The organism is Solidesulfovibrio carbinoliphilus subsp. oakridgensis (assembly GCF_000177215.2).
Classification (GTDB): Bacteria; Desulfobacterota; Desulfovibrionia; order Desulfovibrionales; family Desulfovibrionaceae; genus Solidesulfovibrio; species Solidesulfovibrio carbinoliphilus.
Map to the genome: position 1 here is coordinate 3,351,001 of NZ_CM001368.1, position 23,216 is coordinate 3,374,216.

General features: G+C 54.5%; 19 protein-coding genes, 1 tRNA gene and 1 pseudogene. 15 read left to right on the forward strand and 6 right to left on the reverse strand.

Annotated features, from left to right (window positions below; translation table 11 throughout):
* Window positions 1–97: 97 nt before the first annotated feature.
* Entirely contained in the window at window positions 98–439 is a 342-nt protein-coding gene (locus DFW101_RS14640) for a DUF6573 family protein (protein ID WP_009182304.1), read from the reverse strand.
* 643 nt (window positions 440–1,082) lie between these two features.
* On the opposite strand from DFW101_RS14640, the gene DFW101_RS14645 reads away from it, so the two are divergent.
* The 7 genes from DFW101_RS14645 (at window position 1,083) to DFW101_RS19595 (ending at window position 9,934) form a co-directional block, all read left to right on the forward strand.
* Window positions 1,083–2,588: a class I SAM-dependent DNA methyltransferase gene (locus tag DFW101_RS14645; RefSeq protein ID WP_009182305.1), complete on the forward strand. Its 1,506-nt coding sequence runs from the start codon at window positions 1,083–1,085 to the stop codon at window positions 2,586–2,588.
* Window positions 2,589–2,591: 3 nt separating this feature from the next.
* The gene (locus DFW101_RS14650) at window positions 2,592–3,017 is read left to right on the forward strand and encodes a nucleotidyltransferase substrate binding protein (RefSeq protein ID WP_009182306.1); all 426 of its coding nucleotides are present in this window, start codon (window positions 2,592–2,594) and stop codon (window positions 3,015–3,017) included.
* Window positions 3,017–4,648 carry a restriction endonuclease subunit S gene (locus DFW101_RS19195; RefSeq protein ID WP_009182307.1) on the forward strand — a complete coding sequence of 544 codons (1,632 nt, stop codon included), beginning with the start codon at window positions 3,017–3,019 and terminating at the stop codon, window positions 4,646–4,648. The genes DFW101_RS14650 and DFW101_RS19195 overlap by 1 nt, the downstream gene beginning before the upstream one ends.
* Window positions 4,648–7,044 carry an EcoAI/FtnUII family type I restriction enzme subunit R gene (gene hsdR / locus DFW101_RS14655; RefSeq protein WP_009182308.1) on the forward strand — a complete coding sequence of 799 codons (2,397 nt, stop codon included), beginning with the start codon at window positions 4,648–4,650 and terminating at the stop codon, window positions 7,042–7,044. Before DFW101_RS19195 ends, hsdR begins: the two co-directional genes overlap by 1 nt.
* A gap of 172 nt (window positions 7,045–7,216) precedes the next feature.
* Window positions 7,217–7,924 carry an ATP-binding protein gene (locus DFW101_RS19200; RefSeq protein WP_157137659.1) on the forward strand — a complete coding sequence of 236 codons (708 nt, stop codon included), beginning with the start codon at window positions 7,217–7,219 and terminating at the stop codon, window positions 7,922–7,924.
* Complete coding sequence (locus tag DFW101_RS14660) at window positions 7,882–9,117, forward strand: hypothetical protein (protein ID WP_157137660.1); 1,236 nt, start codon at window positions 7,882–7,884, stop codon at window positions 9,115–9,117. Before DFW101_RS19200 ends, DFW101_RS14660 begins: the two co-directional genes overlap by 43 nt.
* A 214-nt stretch (window positions 9,118–9,331) precedes the next feature.
* Window positions 9,332–9,934: a hypothetical protein gene (locus DFW101_RS19595; protein WP_009182309.1), complete on the forward strand. Its 603-nt coding sequence runs from the start codon at window positions 9,332–9,334 to the stop codon at window positions 9,932–9,934.
* A gap of 486 nt (window positions 9,935–10,420) precedes the next feature.
* Here DFW101_RS19595 and DFW101_RS14665 read toward each other — a convergent pair whose 3' ends face one another.
* Complete coding sequence (locus DFW101_RS14665; RefSeq protein ID WP_009179504.1) at window positions 10,421–11,656, reverse strand: ISL3 family transposase; 1,236 nt, start codon at window positions 11,654–11,656, stop codon at window positions 10,421–10,423.
* Between the two features lie 329 nt (window positions 11,657–11,985).
* Here DFW101_RS14665 and DFW101_RS19205 point away from each other — a divergent pair, with 329 nt between their 5' ends.
* The 8 genes from DFW101_RS19205 to DFW101_RS14705 all read left to right on the forward strand — a co-directional run bounded on the left by DFW101_RS19205 (window position 11,986) and on the right by DFW101_RS14705 (window position 18,549).
* On the forward strand, window positions 11,986–12,333 hold the full coding sequence (locus DFW101_RS19205; RefSeq protein ID WP_009182310.1) for an ArsR/SmtB family transcription factor: 348 nt from the start codon (window positions 11,986–11,988) through the stop codon (window positions 12,331–12,333).
* Window positions 12,334–12,354: 21 nt separating this feature from the next.
* Complete coding sequence (gene arsB / locus DFW101_RS14670) at window positions 12,355–13,452, forward strand: ACR3 family arsenite efflux transporter (protein WP_009182311.1); 1,098 nt, start codon at window positions 12,355–12,357, stop codon at window positions 13,450–13,452.
* A gap of 116 nt (window positions 13,453–13,568) precedes the next feature.
* Complete coding sequence (locus DFW101_RS19210) at window positions 13,569–14,981, forward strand: radical SAM/SPASM family putative metalloenzyme maturase (protein ID WP_009182312.1); 1,413 nt, start codon at window positions 13,569–13,571, stop codon at window positions 14,979–14,981.
* A gap of 292 nt (window positions 14,982–15,273) precedes the next feature.
* A complete protein-coding gene (locus tag DFW101_RS14685) occupies window positions 15,274–15,657 on the forward strand; it encodes a putative zinc-binding protein (RefSeq protein WP_009182313.1) in 384 nt (127 codons plus the stop codon).
* A gap of 85 nt (window positions 15,658–15,742) precedes the next feature.
* Entirely contained in the window at window positions 15,743–16,831 is a 1,089-nt protein-coding gene (locus DFW101_RS14690) for a permease (RefSeq protein WP_009182314.1), read from the forward strand.
* A gap of 42 nt (window positions 16,832–16,873) precedes the next feature.
* Window positions 16,874–17,104 carry a thioredoxin family protein gene (locus DFW101_RS14695; protein ID WP_009182315.1) on the forward strand — a complete coding sequence of 77 codons (231 nt, stop codon included), beginning with the start codon at window positions 16,874–16,876 and terminating at the stop codon, window positions 17,102–17,104.
* 356 nt (window positions 17,105–17,460) lie between these two features.
* Complete coding sequence (locus DFW101_RS14700; RefSeq protein ID WP_009182316.1) at window positions 17,461–17,829, forward strand: thioredoxin family protein; 369 nt, start codon at window positions 17,461–17,463, stop codon at window positions 17,827–17,829.
* Window positions 17,830–17,841: 12 nt separating this feature from the next.
* Window positions 17,842–18,549, forward strand: coding sequence for a cytochrome c biogenesis CcdA family protein (locus DFW101_RS14705; protein WP_009182317.1), 708 nt, complete (start codon window positions 17,842–17,844; stop codon window positions 18,547–18,549).
* 77 nt (window positions 18,550–18,626) lie between these two features.
* On the opposite strand, the pseudogene DFW101_RS19600 reads toward DFW101_RS14705, so the two are convergent.
* The 4 genes and pseudogenes from DFW101_RS19600 to DFW101_RS14720 form a co-directional block, all read right to left on the reverse strand.
* Window positions 18,627–18,765, reverse strand: a pseudogene (locus tag DFW101_RS19600) (IS5/IS1182 family transposase); the annotation flags it as partial.
* A 486-nt stretch (window positions 18,766–19,251) separates the two neighbouring features.
* The gene (locus DFW101_RS14710) at window positions 19,252–21,522 is read right to left on the reverse strand and encodes a methyl-accepting chemotaxis protein (protein ID WP_009182318.1); all 2,271 of its coding nucleotides are present in this window, start codon (window positions 21,520–21,522) and stop codon (window positions 19,252–19,254) included.
* Between the two features lie 582 nt (window positions 21,523–22,104).
* On the reverse strand, window positions 22,105–22,620 hold the full coding sequence (locus DFW101_RS14715; RefSeq protein ID WP_009182319.1) for a GNAT family N-acetyltransferase: 516 nt from the start codon (window positions 22,618–22,620) through the stop codon (window positions 22,105–22,107).
* A gap of 510 nt (window positions 22,621–23,130) precedes the next feature.
* Window positions 23,131–23,206 (reverse strand) — tRNA-Asn (locus DFW101_RS14720).
* Window positions 23,207–23,216 lie beyond the last annotated feature (10 nt).

A 23,216-nucleotide genomic window follows, 5' to 3' on the forward strand; every position in this document is an offset into this window, starting at 1 on the left:
TCCATTAGGTGATCACGGAATGGCTCCATTGCCTGATCATCAAATGGCTCCATTAGGCGAGCACTCCGTGGCTCCATTAGGTGATCATCAAATGGACTCATTGGGGCGGTCGCCGACAAATGACGCATCGGACGGTTGCCCGCTGTCCAGGCTTCATGAGAAAAAGCACGTCGAACTCAACGCGATCCTGAGACAAGCCTTTCCTGGCAGCGACCATGGACAGCGCCAGGAGGTCATGGAGCCTGCCTTCCATTGACTGTCCCTCTCCCCCGAGTCCACTGGGCGGAATGACGTACTGCTGAAACAAATTGTCGCCAATTGCGACAGGCAGCTTAAATCCACACTCTTTCGCTTCGGTGGTGACGTCGATCAGGACGCCGTCCTCAATGGCTTGGGCGCGAGTATAGCTGAATATGATGGGCCAAGATTCATCGCTCATGAATTATTCCTCATGGATTTTGTCGGGAGTCGATGGTCAGCAACTAGGAAGGGCCAAAGTCTAGTTATCTGCTTGGGGACGAAAGCACTTCAGCGACATAATCACCCTGTCAATGGTCTTCTTTGAGAAGTCTTCTTCGAGAACTGACCGCATATCTGAAAATCTTATGAGACTTGAGTTTGGACTTGCTGTCCGTATTGCCATGACAACTCGGTTAATCGTCGTATAAGATAAGTCGTCAGCCAAAGCAGCTCTGAAGTTCGTGACCGCAATAGATTCAGCTTGTGGTGAAATCGTAGTCATTACTCCTGCCTCGTGTTGAAGATTCCTTGGGGCCAGGGGTCAGGATACCCTTGCCCAAGCGGGCTGGTCACGGGAGGAGTACGAAAACTGTTTGCGCAGGATCCTGCGCATTTGGTTCAGGATGAATCTATCCGGGGGGAGGACAGGTCTGACCCTGGTGAATGTCTTGGACAAATAGCCTGGGGAACCACGTCAGCCCTTGTAAACCTGTCAGGGCCAGGGTACTTAGAAACGGTAGTAAGTCATATAGATCGCGACATAAAAAGTCGGGATTGTGAACCTTCCAAGACAGCTTGGGGAGCAACGCCGACAAGACGGCGCTTACCCAGCCAAGGACGACATGTTCGAGCAGACGTTTAAAAACATCGACGACGTGCTCTGGAAAGAAGCCGGGTGCTCGTCGGAGCTGGATTATACCGAGCAGTCCTCGTGGATGCTCTTCCTGAGATATCTTGATGACCTGGAAGCTGAACGTGCCATGGAAGCAGAGCTTCTTGGTAAAGACTACTCCTACATCATCGACGAGGCGCATCGCTGGTCCAAGTGGGCCGCCCCCAAGAAGCAGGATGGCAGCTTCGACCACGATAACGCCCTGACTGGCGACGACCTCATTGCCTATGTCAATGACGTGTTGTTCCCCTACCTCAGGGGATTCAAGCAGCGGGCCTCCTCGCCGGACACCATCGAATACAAGATCGGCGAGATTTTCGGTGAGATAAAAAGCAAGTTCCAGAGTGGCTACTCCTTGCGGGATGCCTTGGAACTGGTGGATCAGCTTCACTTTCGCTCCCAGAAGGAGAAGCACGAGCTTTCCCACCTGTACGAAGCCAAGATCAAGAACATGGGGAACGCCGGGAGAAACGGCGGCGAGTACTATACGCCCCGTCCTCTTATCCGGGCCATGGTCAGGGTCATCAAGCCCAAGATCGGTGAGACCATTTACGACGGAGCATGTGGGTCGGCGGGATTTTTGTGCGAAGCGTTTGACTACTTGCGCTATGGGCCGGACGGGAAAGAGAGTGAGAACGGGAATGGATCGACTTTAACGGTGGATCAGCTTCGTGCGCTCCAGACTTCCACCTTCTTCGGGAAGGAAAAGAAGAGCCTCGCTTACGTCATCGCCATCATGAATATGATCCTGCACGGGATCGAAGCCCCCAACATCATCCACACGAACACCCTGGCGGAAAATCTCGCCGATGTGCAGGAGAAGGACCGCTACGACATCATCCTGGCCAATCCGCCCTTTGGTGGCAAGGAGCGTGGGGAGATTCAGCAGAACTTCCCGATAAAGACCGGTGAGACCGCCTTTCTCTTTCTCCAGCATTTTATCAAGTACCTGAAGGCGGGCGGCAGAGCGGCGGTGGTCATCAAGAACACCTTTCTGTCCAATTCGGACAATGCTTCTCGAGCCTTACGTCAGGAATTGCTCCAAAGCTGCAACCTGTTCACCATCCTGGACTGTCCCGGCGGCACGTTCCTCGGGGCGGGAGTGAAGACGGTAGTGCTCTTCTTTCAGAAGGGAGCGTCGACGCGGAAGGTCTGGTATTACACGCTCGATCCCGGCAGAAAGATGGGCAAGACCACTGCCCTCAATGACGACGACTTGGCAGAGTTCGTGAGCTTGCAAGCGACCTTTGCGGATTCCGAGAAGTCCTGGATCATGGACGTGAAGGACATTGACAGGGCGACGTTTGACCTCTCGGTGAAGAACCCCAATGCTCCCGAGGAAGCTCCCCTGCGCGATCCCGTAGAAATTCTGGACGAGATTGCCGCGCTGGATGCGGAGAGCGCCGAATTGTTGGGTTCCATTCGTACGCTTCTCGGAGCGACGCAAGGAGGCTGAGCCATGTCGGATGACATTCGGTGGAAACAGCGCTTCAACAACTTCCTGAAGGCGCTCCAGACACTGACCAACGCTGTCAAGCTGGCCGAGGAGCGGGAGCTTTCCACGTTGGAAGCGCAGGGAGTGATCCAGTCCTTCGAATTTACTCATGAACTGGCCTGGAATGTCTTGAAGGACTACCTCGAATATCAAGGGGTCAGCGATATCATCGGTTCAAGGGGCGCTGTCCGCGAGGCGTTTAAGAATGGTCTGCTTGAAGACGGCGAGACGTGGATGACGATGATCAAGGACAGGAACCTCTCGTCCCACACCTACGATCTGGAAAGAGCCCAGGAGATCGTCGAGAGAATCCTTGACGAGCACCACCCTGCTTTTCTGAAGATGGCCAAAAAATTCAATGCGTTCTACGAACAATCCGAGAGTGAATAATGCGCTACGGGCTCACTGAGCAAACGATTCAGCAGATAAATTCCGTCTTTGAAAAGCATCCTGTTGTAAAGCAGGCAGTGCTGTATGGTTCGCGGGCAAAAGGTAACTATAAGCCCGGTTCGGATATCGACCTGAGCTTGTTTGGAGAGGACATCTCCCAGAGGGAGGTGAATCAGATTCTTGACGAGCTTGATGCGCTTGATCTGCCCTATACGATTGATATGACGGTATTTAGGGATATTACTCACGCCAAATTTCGCGACCACATTGCTCGTGTTGGTGTTGTCTTCTACCAGCGGGGAATCCTCGGTCACTCTGAATGTACCAATGAAGATCGTGGACAAGGATCATGTGCAAGTGTTGAAAAATGTCAAAACGATCCTGTTGATCAATGTTGGAACACCAAAGGTATTGGGGAAGTGGCCGATATTTTTGATGGCCCTCATGCTACTCCAAAAACTGTAGATACAGGACCTATTTTCCTTGGAATTGGAGCGCTAAACGATGGGATGATTAATCTTCGTGAGACTCGTCATGTCACGGAAAATGATTTCAAAACCTGGACACGCCGCGTAAGACCTCAGGCAGGTGATGTCGTTTTTTCTTACGAAACAAGGCTTGGTCAAGCCGCAATTATCCCTGACAATATTGATTGCTGCCTGGGGCGCAGAATGGGGCTTGTACGATTCAAGACTAATGAAGTTATTCCAAAATTCTTTCTTTATCAGTATATCTCTCCATCTTATAGAAACTTTCTTGATTCAAAGACAATTCGCGGCGCTACGGTGGACAGGATTTCAATAAAAGAATTTCCGTTTTTCCCTATTGCGATCCCATCGATTGAAGAGCAAAAACGCATCGTCTCTATCCTAGACGATGCCTTTGAGTGCATCGACACCGCCATTGCCAACACCGAGAAGAATATTGCGAATGCCAGGGAGTTGTTCGAGAGCTATTTGGATAGAGTCTTTGCGGAGAAAGGCGATGGGTGGGAGGAGAAAAATCTAGAGGATATACTCTCATTTCAGCCGCGAAATGGTTGGTCCCCACCTGCCAGCCATCATTCAGATCGTGGGACTCCAGTCCTTACTCTGTCTTCGGTGACAGGATTTCAATTTAAAAAAGAAGCGTTAAAGTATACTTCTGCCCAGGTAAACCCTAAGGCACATTATTGGGTAGAAAACGGCGACCTCCTTATGACAAGGAGCAATACACCTGAGCTTGTTGGACACGTTGCAGTCTGCGATGGAGTCAGCGCCAACACGATTTATCCTGATTTGATAATGAAAATGAAGGTAGATAAACATATCGCATTGACTGAATTTGTCTATTTTCAATTAAGATCGAGCAAGCTTCGCAACATAATAAAAGATGGCGCTACTGGGGCTAACCCAACGATGAAAAAAGTAAAGAAGTCGACAGTGCAGAATCTTCCTCTTGCCATGCCTGCTTTGCCAGTACAACAAGCCATAGTAGACAACCTTAGAAATCTAAATGAAACCTCACGGTTGCTTGTGAAAAAGTGTGTCTCAAAAGTTAAAGCCCTTACCAGACTCAAACAATCCCTCCTCCAAAAAGCCTTCTCTGGCGAACTCCCCATGGACTTCAACCCGGACGCCTTGGAGCACTGATGTCCTCCACCATATCCCATGACCTGAACGAAGCGGAAACCCGTGCGGAGCTGATTGATCCAGTCCTTGCGGTTGCGGGATGGGGTATTGTCGAAGGAAGCCGGATCAGGCGGGAAAAGATCACCAACGGTCGGCTCATCGGTGGTGGCAAGCGCAGCAAGCAAGACATTGCCGATTACGTGCTGGTGTTCCATGGGCAGAAGCTCGCCGTTATCGAAGCCAAGCGGGTGGGACTGAAAGACACGGAAGGGGTGGGGCAGGCAAAACGCTATGCGACCATGCTGCAAGCCCGGTTCGCCTACTCCACCAACGGGAAGGGCATTTACCAGATAGACATGCACACCGGGGCCGAAGGCTATGTCAGCTCTTACCCTACCCCGGACCAGCTCTGGCAATCTACCTTTGCCCAAAAGAATACGTGGCGGGATCGGTTCGCAGCCATTCCCTTCGAGGATAAAGGCGGAAGCTGGGAAGCAAGATACTACCAGCACAATGCCATCAACCAAGCCCTGGAAGCCATAGCGGCAGGTAGGGATCGCATCCTCCTTACCCTCGCCACCGGAACAGGCAAAACCTTCATCGCCTTCCAACTCGCCTGGAAGCTCTTCCAAAGTCGCTGGAACCTCAAGGACTGGAAAGGCGGGGGAGAACCCAGCCGCAGACCTCGAATCCTGTTCCTGGCGGATCGAAACATCCTCGCCAGCCAAGCATACAATGCTTTCTCGGCATTTCCCGAAGACGCCTTGGTCCGCATCTCCCCTGACGCGATTCGCAAGAAAGGGATGGTTCCCAAGAATGGCAGCATCTTCTTCACGATCTTCCAGACCTTCATGGCGGGTCGGGACGCGGCAGGCAATCCAGCCCCGAACTTTGGGGATTATCCTCCCGATTTCTTCGATTTTATTGTCATCGACGAGTGTCATCGGGGTGGAGCCAATGACGAAAGTAACTGGCGCGAGATATTGACCTATTTTTCGCCAGCGGTGCAGCTCGGCCTGACGGCGACTCCCAAGCGTAAAGGGAACGTTGATACCTATGCCTACTTCGGCGACCCCGTGTACGTGTACTCACTCAAAGAGGGGATCAACGATGGCTACCTGACTCCGTTTAAGGTCAGGCAAATCGCCACCACCCTGGATGAGTACGTATACACCGCTGACGATAATGTCATTGAAGGGGACATCGAGGAAGGCAGGCGCTACACCGAGAGTGATTTCAATCGGGTCATCGAGATCGCCGAGCGCGAGCGCTACCGGGTCAAACTTTTCATGGACATGATCGACCAGACCCAGAAGACCTTGGTTTTTTGTGCGACCCAGGATCATGCCCTGGCGGTCAGGGATTGCATCAACCAGACCAAGCAGAACAGCGATCCTGATTATTGTATCCGCGTGACCGCCAACGACGGGAGTGAAGGGGAACGCTGGCTGCGGGTCTTTCAGGACAACGACAAGACCATCCCCACCATTCTGACTACTTCCCAGAAACTATCCACCGGGGTTGATGCTCGAAATGTCAGGAATATCGTCCTGATGCGTCCGATCAATTCCATTATTGAGTTCAAGCAGATCGTTGGTCGCGGCACCCGCCTCTTCGAGGGCAAGGACTACTTCACCATTTACGACTTCGTGAAGGCCTATGAGCGTTTCGATGACCCTGAGTGGGACGGCGACCCCATCGAGCCTGAACCTCGTCCGCCGGTCAAGCCACCCAAGGAATGCCCAGTATGCGGCAAGCTCCCATGCGAGTGTGTCCGAGAGCCTGAACCCTGTCCTGAGTGCGGTCGGATTCCGTGCATATGCGGCAAAAGGGTGAAGACGAAGATCAAGCTGGCGGATGGCAAAGAGCGGATGATCCAGCACATGACCGCCACCACCTTCTGGAGTCCTGATGGGAAGCCCCTCTCGGCAGCCCAGTTCATTGAAAGCCTGTACGGGCAACTGCCCGAACTCTTCAAGGACGAGGACGAGTTGCGAGCCATCTGGAGCAAACCAGACACCCGGAAGCGCCTACTTCAAGGTCTTGAGGAGAAAGGCTTCGGGGGTGAACAGCTCGCAGAGGTCAGTAAGATGATTGATGCCGAGGACAGCGACCTGTTCGACGTTCTCGCCTACATCGCTTTCACCCTTGCTCCCATAAGTCGTGCTGACCGTGTCGAGAACAGAAAAGATCACATCTTCTCGAAGTATTCATCCAAGGAACAGCAATTCCTGGCTTTTGTCCTTGACCATTACGTGGCCCTAGGGGTTAGTGAGCTGGACCGGGAAAAGTTGCCTGGGTTTATTGAATTGAAATACCATTCGATGAGTGATGCAGTGGCGGAGCTGGGGAGTGTGGCTGGGATACGAGATGTTTTTGTGGGGTTTCAGAAAAACCTTTACGTGCGGTATAAGTAATGATCAGAGGTCCAATGTTGTAACATGCAAGTTTAAATCGTAACCAAGGCATGCACTATTTTGCATAGTGAACCGCTGACAAAAAAATCAGCATATCATACATGACTAAATAAAAGGCTCAACAATGTATGTTAATATAAAAAACTATGTTCACAGACTTCATGGGGTCAACGTGCTTGACACAGTAGTTGAAGCTGTTGCCAATTCCCTTCATGCTGGCGCAACAAACATTTCAATCGCCATTGGCTACCAAGATGGGACAGACTCCAAGAAATATATTCGTTCTATTGAAGTGTCAGACAATGGAGCTGGGTTTCACATCGAGAACCAGGGTTCATTCAATGAATTCATGTCCGACTACAAGTTGAAAATTGGAGGTCGAGGCGTAGGTAGATTTGCCTATCTCAAGGTGTTTTCAATCGTAAAATACGAGAGCACTTACAAGGGCGACGATGAATTTACGGATGTTGGCTTTATTTTTGATGAAAAATTTGAAGCATCATATTTTCGAATATCAAAAAGCATGCGAAAATCTACGGGGACAAAACTAATCCTGTCTGGTATAAAGAAAAAATTTGACACGACAAAGCAAGCAGCGAGATCGTCCCAAGATGTTAAAGCTTATCTTCTAGAGAAACTTCTCATTGAGTTTTCAATGAATAATTCATTCGCCATAGACATTGTATCTAAAGACTTTGACAAAGAAACAATTTGCAACAGAGACATACCGGAATTTGAAGAGTCAAAATTCAAAATATCACGAGAGGAAATTACAAAAGAAAAGATGCTCATCAGGGCTGACGAAGAATTTTTAATAAAATATTTTTTCAAAAAAATGTGCCAACAAAATCATATTTTTGTACAGAGCGTCGCACGGTAAAAGAGACTGGAATAAAAGTTCATCTAGACGATGAAATTGGTGCTGTTTTTTTAGTGTTCAGCCCGTATCTAGACAAGTACGTCAATGATTTTAGGACAAGCTATGAAATACCAAGAGACAATATTGTTACCGCCGATATAATCACTCAATCCCTTCAAGGACAAATCTCGGATATTATTAAAGCCGTTTGCCCTGAAATAAATAAAAAGAACGAAGACATTTTGTCTGAACTAGAAAAGAAATATCCCTATCTAAAGAGATATCTTTCTACGGAAGGGTGCGTCGGCCTAGTTGATGACATAGACATTGTAACCAAAGCCATAAATTCTAGAAAAAAAGCCAAGGAGTACAATATTTCGAGACAAGAATACCTTGAAAAAAAATACCACAAAAGGCTGCTTGAGCAGAACATAGACTCTTCACTTATTGAGGAGTTTATTGGTCACATTGAAGATACGAACGAAATTAATAAAGAAAATTTAGTTGAATTTGTCTGGTACTCTGACACGATTCTCAAGTTTTTACTTCACTTTGTCGACAACAACCTGTGCAACGAAAGCGTTATTCACAATATTCTTATAAAAAAGAACGATGACTATTTCAGGGGGGAGAATGTCGTTCAATCCGAACAAAACAACATGTGGATTTTTGGCCACCAGTTTATGGGGTACGACTACATCGCTAGCGACAAAATGATAACATCAATACTCGGCGCTCTTGATCAGGAAGTAGTCAAGGACACTTTCGGAGATAAAAAGCCAGACATTTTCATGGTTATGCCAAGGGAGGATGCCAATTTTGTTTCTGACGTGGTCCTTTTTGAGCTTAAAAAAATTGGCGTTAGCTTTTTTGACAAGACGAAGGGAATTACTCAGATTGAAACATACGCATCAGCCCTAAGAAAAAATATAGAATCAATCAACATAACTTGGGGTTTTTTGGTAATTGATTTTGACAGACAAATCGAAGAACATCTTTCGGACAATGGATTCGACAAGGTTTACACAGAAAATGGGTTTGCATATTCACGCTATTATGGCCCACGAAAGTTGCTTTTGACGGTGCTAGACGTGAAAGCCTTGTTGTCTATGGCAAAAAAACGAAACGAAATCTTTATTGAGATTATGAACGGGGCATCCCCGACGCGATGTCGCTCGGCAAGTGAAATCCATAAACCGAAGGTAGATGGGTAAATTAGATGCCTAATAAAATCATACCCTCCGGAGAGAAGGTGTTTGAAAAAGTGTTTAAGTCGGCTCGTCCACTCTTACTCCGTCAATATAGACTCTTGGAAATGTTTACGGACCAAGCAATTGACTATAAATCTCTTCAGTAAATTAGCGTCTGCTGTGCTAAAGTACGCCCAACGCCTGGAATTGTTCAGTGCCCTTAGCAAAAGGATATGCGATGAACTTCCGAGACAATATAACAAAGATAAAGAACGCAGCAAAGTCAGCCAAAGACACTGTTGTTGATTTTGTATCTGAAGAAGTTGTAGATTTTGAGATTGGTTTGGACGATACGCAAAAAAAGAAAAGGCAGTTGAAACAATGGGTAGTAGCAGCTGGGACTGCCTGCGTTTCAATTGTTGCAACTGTCATGACAAAGGGCGGGTACGATTCAACTACTTCTAGGGCAGCCGACGACAGACGATCTAAAAATTTAAAAAATGCATATCTGAATCATCGCAATAAGCATAGTCATCCCAAGAAGAAAATTGAGTCCAGGAGTGCAATAAATTCTAAAGACACGTCTCTTGACAACCTCATTAGAGCTTCTTCAACAATTGAAAGTATCCTTGAAAACAAAGGTGGCACTGGGCGAGGCCTTCATGAAAAAGCATCAAGTGTTGAAGATAAGATTTCAGATGGATCTGTTAATTCCATACGTTTTATAGCATCCGTTAGAAATAAACTTGTTCATGAAGGTCCAGATACTGTCACGCCGGAAATCAAACGTGATTACCTTAGCGCATGTGATAGAGTCCTGAAAGACATTAAATCATCTTAATAGCAAATCTGGTTAGCTTGCTGTACATTGCAATAAGAAAGCGTTCCCTTGCGGGGAAGATGAGGGAAGTGATCACACTGGAATTGGGTAGGCTCCTAAAACCAAGTGAAACCATTTGCGCAGGATGCTGCGCATTCGGTTCAGCTTCATCGCTTAATCCAAACCAGATGGTTTTGCTTCGTCGAGATTACAGAACTATTTGGGGAGGGATACGTGCTCAGTGTTCCCCCGTGCGAAGTCCACACGAGGTCCACACCACGCCATGAACACAGCACCTTTCTTGACCGTGGTGAATGGAAAAAATCAAAGTATATTGGGGTGTTTGGTAAAGTGTTTGAGTCTGCTCTGCCACTTTCACGCCGGTAACAGGGGTTCAAATCCCCTTGGGGACGCCAAAGAATTGCAAGGCGTCAAGGTCCCGCGAGAGTGGGGTCTTGGCGCCTTTCTCTTTTTCGGTCCTTCCGGATTTTCCGTGGGTACCCGGGTTCAGGCCTGTCTAGGATAGAGGTCCAGGCCGCCGCAGAAGAAGTAGATAGCGGTCTTGAAGTGCTCCCGATTGCGGTACCCGCACGCCCTGCGCTTGATGGCCATGATCTTGCTGTTGAGTCCCTCGGCCGCGCCGTTGGTGATCCGATGCCGGCAAAAGGTCAGGATGTTGTCCAGATGCCGAGAGAGCATCTCCCCGACCTTGCGCATCGGGGGCAAGTCTGACTTCCTCACCCAGGTCAGCCAGCGTTTCATGAACCGCTTTGCCCAGCCGACGCTGAGGTAGTTCCACAATCCGGCCAGGCTTTCTTTCATCGCCCAGGCCTTGGCCACCTTCAGGTTCGTGGCCTTCAGGGCTTCCAAGGTCGGTCGGTGCTTGTCCGGCAGATTCTCTTCCCGGTAAAGCCAGATGTACTTGGTGCCCTTGAGGCGTTCGTCTTCCTGGCGGAGCAGTTCGCGATGTTCCTGCCGGCGGACCTTGTCCACGGCCTGGCCCACGTGCTGCATGATGTGAAAGCGGTCATGGACGATCTTGTGCGCCGCATCGGGCACGTGCTTGATCGTGGCCTTGAAGTACGGTTCCCACATGTCCATGGCCACGGCCCGGATGCGCTCGAGTTGCTGCGCCGTGAACTGCCGGTAATAGTCCTCGAGGCTCTCGGTCTTGCGATCCTGGGCCACAAACTCCACTGTTCCGCCAAGCAGGTCGCAGACCACGGTCATGTAGTCGTGACCTTTGCGGAAGGCCTTCTCATCGATACCAAGATAGCGTGCGGGGGTGGTCTTCTTCCTGGTTTGCCCTCGCCGGACGGCTCGATCCATGACGTTCCAGGCCTCATCCCAGCTGATCCGCATGAGCCGGCAGGTGCCGGACACGGTGGCGCACTCGCGCAACACATCGATGATCAAGCGCTCCATGAGCAAGGTAAAACGCCCTTTAGCCTCGGCCCAAGGCACTCTCACCTGAAGCACGCCGTGCTCGGGGCACTCGACGCGCGGAATCCGGGCATGAAGGAAGGTCTTGAACTGGCAGGTGTCGAGGTGACGCCATACCCGAGGCTCGGCATGATCCCGACAAGCCAGTTCGCGACCACAGGTCGGACAGCGCCAGCGGACACCGGCAACATGATCAACATGGACGTCCACCCGGCCTCCCGCCGTGTCCAACTCGACGTCGGCAACAAACCACGGGTCACTCAGCCCCAGAATCCGAGAATACAGGTCCGTGTCCTTCATGGTCACCCTCCCGGGGCGGACCATATCCGGTCACCTACCCACGGAAAAGTCGGAAGGACCCTTTCTTTTTCCCGCCTTTCCTGGAGCCCGTGGACGTGCTGCCGCAGCACCCTGCGGGCTTTTTTCCGTTGCCTCACCCTTGCCTCAACCCTTGCAAAGGCCGCTCCGCGTTTACGGGCCGGCCTTCCGGGGCGGTCTCAACCGTGACCCCGTGCCGCAGTCGTCTGGGGATCTCGGCCCGTTGCAGTCCCAAAGGACTGTCGAGGTTGACCTTGCTTGGCTTGCCAAAACATATTGACAAATTCGCCTAAACGAATACTTGAGGAGTCATGAACGAGCTTGCTGAAGGATTGAAGGCGTTGGCTGACCCGACCCGGCTGCGCTTGCTCAATCTGCTCCGGAACGGGGAATTGTGCGTGTGCGATTTGACGGCGTCGCTTGAACTGCCACAACCAAAAGTGTCAAGGCATTTGAGCTACTTGAAAAAAGAACGATGGGTTTGTGGGAGGCGCGTCGGCAAATGGATGTATTACAAACTCTCCATCCCCCGACATCCCATCCTCATCCGGGTGATGGAAGCATTGCACGAAAATCTTGGCAGCCACGAAATCGCCATCGCAGATGAGGCAAGGCTCCGTAAATACCTGAAGACTAAAACGGGTACCCACTGCGGATAGCCGTCTCCCAGGAGGATCGTCATGAGCGAGAGCGTTGTAAAAAAGCTGTCCTTTCTTGATCGCTTCCTGACCGTGTGGATTTTCGCGGCCATGTTCGTTGGCGTGGGGGTGGGGTATTTGTATCCTGGAACGAAAGACATCATCAATACCTTCCAGGTAGGGACAACCAACATCCCCATAGCCCTGGGACTCATTTTGATGATGTACCCGCCGCTGGCAAAGGTGAAGTACGAGCAGCTGGGGCAGGTGTTTCGCAACGGAAAAGTGCTTGCTCTTTCTCTGGTACAGAACTGGATCATCGGTCCGGTGCTGATGTTCTTTCTGGCTATTGCCTTTCTCTCGGGGCATCACGAATACATGGTCGGCTTGGTTCTCATCGGGCTGGCCCGCTGCATCGCCATGGTCATCGTCTGGAACGATCTGGCCCAGGGCGACCGGGAATACTGCGCCGGGCTGGTGGCTTTCAACTCCATTTTTCAGGTCCTTTTCTTTTCGGTCTACGCCTATTTCTTTATCACAGTGCTGCCCCGAGTGTTTGGCCTTGAAGGCGTTGTGGTCAACATCTCCATGGGACAGATCGCCGAAAGTGTTTTTATCTATCTTGGCATACCGTTTCTTGCCGGCCTGATCACGCGGTTTGTCGGACTCAAAATGAAGGGCGAACACTGGTATGAAACCGTCTTCGTTCCGAAAATCAGCCCGCTGACCCTCGTTTTTCTGCTTTTTACCATCCTGGTGATGTTCTCGCTCAAGGGTGAATACATCGTGCAGTTGCCGCTTGACGTTGTGCGCATCGCCATACCCCTTGGCATCTATTTTTTGCTCATGTTTCTGGCCTCGTTTTATCTCTCGGCCAAGGCCGGAGCGACGTATGAACAGTCGACGACGCTCAGTTTTACCGCCGCATCCAACAATTTTGAGCTGGCCATTGCCGTGGCCATTGCGGTTTTCGGCATCGATTCCGGTGAGGCCTTTGCCGCCGTGATAGGCCCCCTTGTGGAGGTCCCGGTACTGATCGCGCTTGTGAATGTCGCTCTGTTTTTCCGGCGCAAGTACTTTCCGTATGCGGTGGAAACGCCGACCGGCGTCTGTCATGTCGCCTGTCCGCCTTCGCGGTAACAGGAAACGCATGCTCCTTTCGGCTGGAGACGCTACGACTCTGTTTTAAGCGGCTTTTGGGCTTGAGAGAATTCGGCCGTTGTACTTCATGAAAGTGCTTTTCAGCGAGGCGCATAATGACAAGTATTGACAGCACATCCAATGATCTCGCGCAGCGAGACCATCCGTCGCGACTCTTTGTCGAGGTGACGTCCAGATGCAATCTTCGTTGCGCCATGTGCGTGAAGCAATCTGGAGCTGCCAAGTCAATGGACGGCGACATGCTTCCAGAAACGTTCAATGCGTTAGCGCCAGAATGTAAGTATCTTCAAGCCCTGGTTCTCAATGGCATAGGTGAACCGCTACTGCATCCGCTGCTCGAAGAATTCATTCGAACGGGCAAACGCTTGATGCCTGCCCAAAGCTGGGTAGGTTTTCAAACCAACGGGCACCTGCTCAATACGGCTCGTTGTTCCTCGCTCCTTGCGGCCGGGCTGGACAGAATCTTTCTTTCCGTGGACTCGACTTCTCCGGAGCTTTTCAAGGCCGTCCGGAATGGAGGCAGCCTGGGGCATGTCGAACGTGCGTTGGCTGCTTTGGCTCAAGCGAAAAAAGAACACCCGGGGAACACGTTGGAGGTCGGCGCGGAGTTTGTTGTCATGCGCGATAACATCGCTGAGCTTCCTGCGATCATTGCATGGCTTGCTAAGCGTGGCGTAAGCAGGCTGGTCGTATCCCATATTTTGCCTTTTAGTGCTACCGTAGCGAATCAGACGGTCTTTGGCATCAATACAAGTTCGGCGAAATATTTTTACAAGGCTTGGTCTGACAAAGCACGGCAAGAGGGAATAGATGTTGCTCGATACTTCAACGTTCTCTGGAAGTATCACAAGACGCCGCAAGACCTGAGGTTGGTGAGCTTTGTCCGGCAGATGGTGTCCCAGGCGCTTGAAAACGATATCCCTTTGCATGTTGCAAATCTGATCGGTGGCGATGATGTTGGTCCTGTCGAGACAGTATTCCGTAAGGCAGAGGCCGTTGCTTCTGCTGTTGGCCTCCAGCTTGTTCTGCCGGCGGTCAGGCCAGTCAGCGGGCGCGCCTGTTTGGGAGTCAAACAAGGAGGTGCGTTTATTGCGTGGGATGGCAAGGTTTCTCCGTGCCATTTTCTCTGGCGAAGCTTCAACTGCTATTTTTATGGGCGAGAGAAGCAAGTCGCCCATAAAGTATTCGGAGACTTATCCAAGGATTCGTTGTCTTGGATATGGAACAGCTCAAAATATAAATCATTTCATTCTGATGTCATGCGAAAAAGATACCCGCATTGCCCCGGCTGCAATGTGTATCCATGCGAAGATATCAATAGCATCGATTTTGAAAATGATTGTTACGGTGAAACAGTTCCTTGTGGAGATTGCTTGTGGAGCATGGGACTCCTCCAGTGTATGGGACAGGAAGATGAACATGGAGAGTTCGACGATTGCTGCGATGCTGCGCAGCGCATCGACAAATTTGAACAGACTGTCCACTTGGGTATTTCTGGCCTGGTATAATTTAACAGCATGGTCATTCTGTTGCCAAAACAAGAGGGAACGGCATTTTCTGAACCAAAATATCAGAATGCCTTTCCGCTTGAGTGACAACCCAATCCGTTCCCCGCTACGAGACGGTGCTTGACAAGGGTTCATTTTTGGCTATTTTGCCAAATTAAAAAACAAGTGCGCAATGGAGCGTCGATGCCCAGTAGTTTTTTGTGCTGATATTTTGCTATTTGGCAAAACATACAAGCATTGTCAAGATTGCCTCGCAGGGGAGGTCGTCTTGCCAAACACTGGAGAGAAACCCATGTCCGAGAAAAAAAGCTGCTGCTGTTCCGCCGCCCCCAAACTCTTGTTCGCCTGCTCCGGCGGGGCTGACGTCGGGGCCTTGGCCGATCAAGTTGCCAGGAAACTCACGGCGGATGGCGTGGCCAAGATGTTCTGTCTGGCCGGCATCGGCGGTCGGGTCAGCGGCATCCTCAAGACCACGGAAGCAGCGTCCAAGATCGTGGCCATCGACGGCTGCCCCCTCAACTGCGCCCGCAAGTCGCTGGAAGAGGCCGGATTCACCGACTTCGGCCATGTGCAGTTGGCCGATCTGGGTTTTAAAAAAGGGGAAAGCCCCGTGACCGAGGAGCGGGTGTTGACGGCGGCCATGGCCGTGGCCCCGCATTTCGCCAATCTGTCCTGACCGCTTTTCCACGAAAGGCCTGCGCGAATCTGGTGGACTGCTCCGTCAGTCCGGCCGCGGAAGCGGCAATCGAGGAGATGTTTGTATGGAACCCCTTGAATTGAAGACCTGTTGTACCAAAGAAGCCGTGGCCCAAGGCCCGCGTCCGCGCGACGGGAAGCTTGTCCGCTATCTCTTGCTGCTCGCGCCGGCCCTGGCCGTCTGGTGGGTGGTGTACGGCATGCTGCCCGGATTTTCCCGGCTGCTGACCTACGATGTCCTGGGGATCGCCCAGGGAAGCCATCTTGGCGACGCCGTCGAATTCTTGCTCTACGACACGCCCAAGGTGCTCATGCTGCTGACCCTGGTGGTCTTTGGCGTGGGGGTCATCCGCACTTTTTTCACGCCCGAACGCACGCGGCGAATTCTGGCCGGCAGGCGGGAATCCGCCGGCAACGTCATGGCTGCCTTGCTTGGCATCGTCACGCCGTTTTGTTCCTGCTCGGCCGTGCCGCTGTTCATCGGCTTCGTCACGGCCGGCGTGCCCATGGGGGTGACGTTTTCCTTTCTGATCTCTGCCCCGATGGTCAATGAAATTGCCCTGGTCCTGCTCTACGGCCTGCTCGGCTGGAAGGTGGCGGCCCTCTATCTCGGCACCGGGTTGGCCGTGGCCATTGTCGCGGGCTGGGTGCTCGGCAAGCTCAATCTGGAGCCCTACATCGAAGATTGGGTCATGAAGATCCGGACCGATCCCTCGGTGCTTCCCCCGGACGATCAGACCTGGGTAGACCGCCTCGAAGCCGGATTCCATGCCGTCACGGACATCGTCGGCAAGGTCTGGCTGTACGTCGTGATCGGCATTGCCGTGGGCGCGGGCATCCACGGCTACGTGCCGGAAGGCTTCATGGCCTCGATCATGGGCAAGGGCGCCTGGTGGTCGGTGCCGGCGGCCGTCCTGGTCGGCATCCCCATGTATTCCAACGCGGCGGGAATCGTGCCGGTGGTCGAGGCGCTCCTTGGCAAGGGCGCGGCCCTGGGCACGGTTCTGGCGTTCATGATGGCGGTGATCGCCCTGTCCCTGCCCGAGATGATCATTTTGCGTAAAGTGCTCAAGCCCCGCTTGATCGTTGTCTTCGCCGGGGTCGTCGGGGTGGGCATTTTGCTGGTGGGGTATCTTTTCAACGCCATCGTCTAACGGGTTGGGTTGATCGAAAATTGCCAACATTGGAGGAATATTATGGAAATCAAGGTTCTTGGTCCCGGATGCGCCAAATGCAAGGAAGCCGAAAAAGTAGTCCTGGAGGCGGTCAAGGAATCCGGAGTTGACGCCACCGTGGAAAAAATTGCGGATTTCCAGCAGATCGCCGGCTTTGGCGTCTTTTCGACCCCGGCCGTCGTCATTGATGGCGAGGTCAAAGTGGTGGGCAAAGTGCCCTCCAAAGCTGACGTCCTTTCCTGGCTCAAGTAGGCGGCAGGCCCAAAAAAACCACAGCAGGAGCGGGCCTTCTCCTCTTTGGTTCGCGTGGTCATCTTGCCGCCTGCGGCTAGCCCCGGGGCGTTTGGTTCTTCGCATAGGTACGGAGGAAGAGCACCCATGCACGATCAAATTTATTGGCTATGAAAAGTCTCTATGTAGAGCGCGAAAGTATGATATGGCGAGATAAGATGTCTACAAAATAGACATGAAGACGATTCCGAGTGTATAGTAATTCTTCAGATGCTGCGCGATAAAGGGGGTGTATTCGACAAGACACTGAAAATATAAGTTAAAAAATGTGGCATAATTCCTGCTTGTTACACCGAATATTTCAATAGAGGAACGTCATGAAACATACCGCACTGTGTTTTGCTCTCGTCTTTGTGCTTGGTGCCGGGGTTTGCTTCGCCGCCTCGCCTGTTCCTGAGGTCCCGGTCAAGGGCATGGTGACCATGGTGGATATCGGAGCCAAGGCCTGTATCCCGTGCAAAATGATGATGCCCGTCATGGAGGAAGTGGAAAAAGAATATAAGGGGAAAGCGGCGATCATTTTTATCGATGTATGGGAAAACAAGGATCAGGGAGCTAAATTTGGATTGAAGGTAATTCCGACGCAAATATTTTACGATAAAGAGGGAAAGGAAACGTACCGCCACGAAGGATTTCTGGACAAAGCGCCGATCAGCGAAAGGTTGGATAAATTATTGGCCCAGTAAGGAGAGCGTGGCATGCTGGACCAACTGTTTTTGACCATCAATACCTGGATGACCGGCAGCCTCATCGTTGCCGCAGTGGGCTGTTTCCTCTGGGGGGTGGTGAGTGTTCTTTTCAGCCCCTGCCACCTGGCTTCCATCCCCTTGATCGTTGGCTATGTCGCCGGACAAGGCAGAATCATCCATGGTCGGGAGGCGGCGCGCTATGCCGTCGCCTTTACCGCCGGCCTGTTTGTGACCATCGCAGTCATCGGGATTCTCTGTACGCTCCTTGGAAGAATGCTTGGTGATATCGGGCCATACTGGACAATCCTCGTCGGCGCCGTGCTGATTTGGGTGGCCCTGGACATGATGGGGGTCGCCAAGTGCTCGGTCTCCGGCGGCATGATGGGCAAGCTCAAGGTCAAGGGGGTTGGGGGAGCGTTTCTCCTCGGCTTGGCCTACGGCGTCCTGTCCGGTTCGTGCACCTTCGGGTTCATCGCTCCCATCCTGGCCATCATCACCATTCAGGAAAAGATCCTCACCGGCGTGGTGCTCATCGTACTGTTCGCTATCGGGCACTGCCTGCCGATCGTGGTGGCCGGCAGCTCCACGGCCCTGGTCCAGCGCTGGCTGGACAACGGAGCCATGCGTCACGGGGGAACCTGGTTCCGAAAAACCGCCGGGGCAATGATCGCGCTTCTCGGAATCTACTTCCTTGCCAGGCCGTTTCTGGCCGCTTAAGGTTGCCAACAGTCTGAATAGGGATTTAAGGAAGGGACATGCCATAAGTCCATGATTGGCTCGGCCATCTTGTTTCCCAGCACTGCTTGCAGTTGACTGACATCATGCCGATTGGTTCCGGCAACGACGACCGAGAACGGGACGCCACGCCCGTCTCCAGAGATATGGCGCTTTGTTCCTTTTTTCCCCCCGATCCGTGGGATTCCTTAATGTTCCGGGAAAGAGCTGTTGGCGCTTTTGGCCAAGAATGAGGCAGTTCTTATTGATAGCCGATTCCCAGAGGGGCCACAGGCCTGGGGGACGGAATTCGCAATGAAAATCAGCTTGAGCCGGCCAACCATGGGAACGGGATCGGCCTCCAAGTCGCCGTCGGCGCGCTTCCTCGTCCACAGCGTCACGGTGTTCCGGCTGGCTATTGCTTCGGGAGAAGGCGGGTCCCATCACAGGCGATCGGAGCACCGTTGCCTTTATGCGATGGCCTGGCGAAAGGGGCAGGTCTGCGCCTCGGCCCGGCCACGGACGGGCTGGAGGTTCGGCGGGCCGGGCCATAGCCCTGGCCCAATATGATTGCCGAGGTGACAGCCATGGACGGGCTGGGGGTTCGGCTGGCGGGGCGGGGTGGTTTCAGGATCTTGGCGGGGCAGGGCTCGTTTTCAAGGAAGGCGGCCGAAGCCGCCTTCCTTGCTGGCGGGGCCGGTCCGCTCAGTCGGCTTTCAGCGTTTCGACCAGACGCGTCAGGTTTTGTGCCTGATGCGCCAGCTCTTCGACGGAACCGGCGGCCCGAGCCATGGCATCGGCCGTTTCTTCCGAAATCCGGTTGATATCGTCCACGGCCCGGTTGATCTGTTCGCTTGCCGCAGATTGTTCCTCCGAGGCCGTGGCGATGGAGCGCACCTGGTCGGCGGAATTTTCGACGATGGACACGATTTCCCCAAGCACCGCGCCCGAATGGCTCGCCAGTTCCGTGGCCCGGTCCACGGCCCGCGCCGCACCTTCCACGCCCTCGATGCTGGAACGTGCCCCGGCCTGAATCGCTCGGACGGCATTGCCCACCTCGCCGGTCGCGTTCATGGTCTTTTCCGCTAATTTCCGCACCTCATCGGCGACGACCGCGAATCCGCGCCCGGCTTCGCCGGCCCGGGCCGCCTCGATGGCGGCGTTCAAGGCGAGCAGGTTCGTCTGGTCGGCGATGTCGGAAATCACGCCGATGATATTGCCGATTCCATCGGCCTGCTTGCCGAGTTCGTCCATGTTGGCCCGCAGCGTGGCGGCCCGTTCCTGCACGCCGTTGATGGCCGCCACCACTTGGCGCACCACGTCCGCTCCGTCCTTGGCCTTGTCCCGGGCCACTCCGGCCCCTTGCGCGGCCTCGGAAGCATTCTTCGCCACCTCGAGCACGGTCGCGTTCATCTGCTCCATGGCCGTGGCCGTTTCACCGGCATGCTGGCGTTGGAGGTCCGCCCCCTCCTTGGACTGCTCGACCTGCAGGGAGAGGTCCTGCGCAGCCTGGGCCACGGCCCGGGCCACGTCTTCGACGCGGTCCGCTGCATCGAGCTTCCCCTGGCGCTGGGCCTCGGCGGCCTGGCGGCGCGCTTGCTCGGCGTCGGCAACCGCGGCCCGGGCCCGGGCCGCTTCGGCGCCCGCCTCCTTGGTCTTCTCTTCGGCCTGGGCGATCATCTCCTTGAGATTGGCGACCATGCGCGTCAGGGCCTTGGCCAGGATGCCGGTCTCGTCGGCCTGGTGGATATCGAGGGTCTGGGAGAAGTCGCCCTCGGCGACCTTGCCGGCAAACGCCGCCGCCTGACGCAAGGGGCGCACGAGCCCGGAGGCGAAGACCCACAGCACGCCAAGGGCCAGGGCCGTGACCCCGAGCCCGACGCCGACCTGCCACAGGGTGTTCTCCCGGTTGAGGTCGGTCAGTTGGGCGTCGAGGCTCCTGCTTTCCGCCAGGACGATGTCGGGATGGACGCGGATGAGCACGGCCCAGGGCCGGCCGCTGCGCCCGAGGCTGATGGGGGCCAGAGCCCGATAGACCCCCGTGGCGGGGCTGACGTCGAGCATCGCCTTGCCGGCCTTGACGTTTTGGGTGACGACCTCCCACTCTGCCGAAATGTTCTTGAGCGGCAGCCCGATGGCCTCCGGATGCTCGCTGCTGGCGACGACCAGGCCGTCATGGCTCACGATGGCCACGTCCCCCTTGCCTCCGTACAGGCTGGTGTCCACCTTTCCCGCCAGATCCTGGAGAAAGTTCAGGCGCAGGTCCGTGCCCGCCAGCCCGAGATATTTGCCGTTTTCCTTGATGGGCGCGTTGAGGGTGGTCAGCCAGTCCCGCTTGCCCTGGATGATGTAAGGCAGCGGGTCGAGGACGATCTCCTTGCCCGTCTCCCGTGAGCCCAGATACCAGGCCCCCTTGCCGACGCCGTTGTCATTGAGCTCCCGGCTTTCGTAGTCCACCAGGGCCTGGCGTGCGATCTTCCCGTTGGCGTCGCGGTTCCAGTAGGGAATGAAGCGGCCGGTGGCATCGTACCCGGCGTCCGTTTTTCCGGCGAACTCCTTGTCCCGCCCATCCAGGGCATCGGGCTCCCAGGCCGAATACGCACCCAGATAGGCCGGGTTGTTCTCCAGCACCTGATGCAAGATGTCGTTGAGGATGTCGCGCGAGGGATTGGGGATGCCGTCCCTGGCGGCCAGGCGGGCCATGTGTTCGCGCACGACCGCGAAAACCTTGGCCATGGTCCGGGCCGTGACCAGATTGTCCTCCAGGGCGCTCTGGATGACCGCCGCCTGGTTGGCTGCAAGCGTCGTCAGGTTCCGCTTGGCCTCTTGTTCGAGGATTGCCCCCACACGCGCCGAGACCAATTTTTGCGTCTTTGTCGTTGAATACAAATTGTAACAGACGAGTGACGCCGCACTCGCCAACAAGCAACTTCCAGCCAGCAGCAAAATTTTTGCCTGGATAGATTTGAGCTGCATATACCCCCCCCTTTAGACAAGACGCTTGCATCAACATAACCGAAACGTGTACACCGCCTGCTCCAATCCATCGAAAAGACCCGGCCACCACAGGAACGACAAGCGCTATTGCGCGCATGCATCACCCCTGTCGCTTCGGGTGATTGTGGATGCTGTAATAATACTCTCATCCTTTCTTCTTCGCAATGCCCCGTTGTCGTTGAGGCCTTGTCTCGAACCGTATTTTGCCAAAGAAAGAACGGCCCATCCGTCTGCGGGTGGGTCGGCTTGTCCGCCGGTCAAAAAGTGGCCCGCACGGGCGAAAGGTCGGAAGCGTCTGGCGTGGCCAGCGGGAGATTTGCCGGTTTCTCTTCCGTCATGCGTGCCACGCGCCGGGGCCCGGGAGTCGTGCACGTGGATACGGGGAGGATGTGCGAAAACCTGGGGCAAGCCGCTGCCCCGGACATTGCTGTCCCTCGTTGCGCCATGGGAGGATCAGGCCAAGCAGCCGGTCGGTTCTGTGCATGGCGGCTTGCCCAGGGGGGCTGCCTGGTCTGGCGGCAGCCGGGGCGTTCGCTGCCCCCGGCTGCCGCCAGGACGGGGCTATGCGCCCGATACGGCGAAGGCCGCGTGGGCGACGATTTCGCCGGCGGGGGCCTGGTCGCCGAAACACACCGCCAGGACATACTGGTCCGGCACGCCCCGGTAGACCAGCCCCGGTACGTTCCCGAACCCGAAGCGGCCGTAGAATCCGGGATCGCCCACCAGGACGATCCCGGCGGCCCCGCTGCCGCGTGCCCGCCGGAGCGACTCGCGGACCAGGGCGGAACCTATGCCCTGGCCCTGGCGGCGCGGCAGGACGCCGACCGGGCCAAGGAGGAGCCAGCCGTCCGGTTCCTCGCCCACGGCCGCGGGCGAAAGCGCAATATGCCCCACGGCCTCCCCGCCGGCTTCCGCCAGCAGGGACAGGGCCAGGGCCCCGGAAGCGCGCAGGCGTTCGACAATATGGTGCTCGGTGGGCTCGGCGCCGGGCGCGTGCATGGGATGCCCCTGGAAGGCGGCGTATTGTATTGGCGAGATGCGCGAAACGTCCTCGGGTCGTTCTTCTCTGATGTGCATGGCGGCACTCCTTGTGCGCGTTGGCGGCGCATGGGCGTCAGGGGACCGGACGGGGGCAAGGCCCGTCCCATGCGACGCGCGTGGTCCGTGATGGCCAGGGAAACGCCAAGGAAGTGGTTGCCGGACAAGAGCGGAGAATGGCCGGCCCGAGGAGGTCGGACCGGATCGGTACGGGCGGGAAAGGCCGCTCCGCAGGGGAAAGACGCCTCCTTCATGCCAGGAGGCGCACGCCTTGGGAGCGTTACCGGCCGCAGCTCTCGCCGGCAACCAGCGCCACAAGATCCAATGTGTGTGTTTGCAAAAAAACCTCTGCTGCAAAAGCGATTGCGTGAGGCCTTCCTACGCAGGGGGCCCCACGGCGTCAAGATCGCGCGGGCTGCCAAGGGCGTGTTCCGGAAGGGCGGCGGCCCGGCCCCGTCGCGGCACCGGCGGCAGGGGGAGAAATTTCGGACAACAAAATCGGACAACAAAAAAGGGCGTCGGCCGATGTGGCCGACGCCCTGGATATTCTGGCTCCCCGGGACGGACTCGAACCGCCAACCTAGTGGTTAACAGCCACCCGCTCTGCCAATTGAGCTACCGGGGAACAGCGAAGC

Bases quoted from the DNA above. Each gene is read 5' to 3' on its own strand.
- DFW101_RS14700 (WP_009182316.1), top strand. From the start codon at position 17,461: ATGAAACATACCGCACTGTGTTTTGCTCTCGTCTTTGTGCTTGGTGCC.
- DFW101_RS14715 (WP_009182319.1), bottom strand. From the start codon at position 22,620: ATGCACATCAGAGAAGAACGACCCGAGGACGTTTCGCGCATCTCGCCA.
- DFW101_RS14710 (WP_009182318.1), bottom strand. From the start codon at position 21,522: ATGCAGCTCAAATCTATCCAGGCAAAAATTTTGCTGCTGGCTGGAAGT.
- DFW101_RS14640 (WP_009182304.1), bottom strand. From the start codon at position 439: ATGAGCGATGAATCTTGGCCCATCATATTCAGCTATACTCGCGCCCAA.
- hsdR (WP_009182308.1), top strand. From the start codon at position 4,648: ATGTCCTCCACCATATCCCATGACCTGAACGAAGCGGAAACCCGTGCG.
- DFW101_RS14690 (WP_009182314.1), top strand. From the start codon at position 15,743: ATGGAACCCCTTGAATTGAAGACCTGTTGTACCAAAGAAGCCGTGGCC.
- DFW101_RS14645 (WP_009182305.1), top strand. From the start codon at position 1,083: ATGTTCGAGCAGACGTTTAAAAACATCGACGACGTGCTCTGGAAAGAA.
- DFW101_RS19595 (WP_009182309.1), top strand. From the start codon at position 9,332: ATGAACTTCCGAGACAATATAACAAAGATAAAGAACGCAGCAAAGTCA.
- DFW101_RS19205 (WP_009182310.1), top strand. From the start codon at position 11,986: ATGAACGAGCTTGCTGAAGGATTGAAGGCGTTGGCTGACCCGACCCGG.
- DFW101_RS14705 (WP_009182317.1), top strand. From the start codon at position 17,842: ATGCTGGACCAACTGTTTTTGACCATCAATACCTGGATGACCGGCAGC.
- DFW101_RS19195 (WP_009182307.1), top strand. From the start codon at position 3,017: ATGCGCTACGGGCTCACTGAGCAAACGATTCAGCAGATAAATTCCGTC.
- DFW101_RS14695 (WP_009182315.1), top strand. From the start codon at position 16,874: ATGGAAATCAAGGTTCTTGGTCCCGGATGCGCCAAATGCAAGGAAGCC.
- DFW101_RS14685 (WP_009182313.1), top strand. From the start codon at position 15,274: ATGTCCGAGAAAAAAAGCTGCTGCTGTTCCGCCGCCCCCAAACTCTTG.
- DFW101_RS14650 (WP_009182306.1), top strand. From the start codon at position 2,592: ATGTCGGATGACATTCGGTGGAAACAGCGCTTCAACAACTTCCTGAAG.
- DFW101_RS14665 (WP_009179504.1), bottom strand. From the start codon at position 11,656: ATGAAGGACACGGACCTGTATTCTCGGATTCTGGGGCTGAGTGACCCG.
- arsB (WP_009182311.1), top strand. From the start codon at position 12,355: ATGAGCGAGAGCGTTGTAAAAAAGCTGTCCTTTCTTGATCGCTTCCTG.
- DFW101_RS19210 (WP_009182312.1), top strand. From the start codon at position 13,569: ATGACAAGTATTGACAGCACATCCAATGATCTCGCGCAGCGAGACCAT.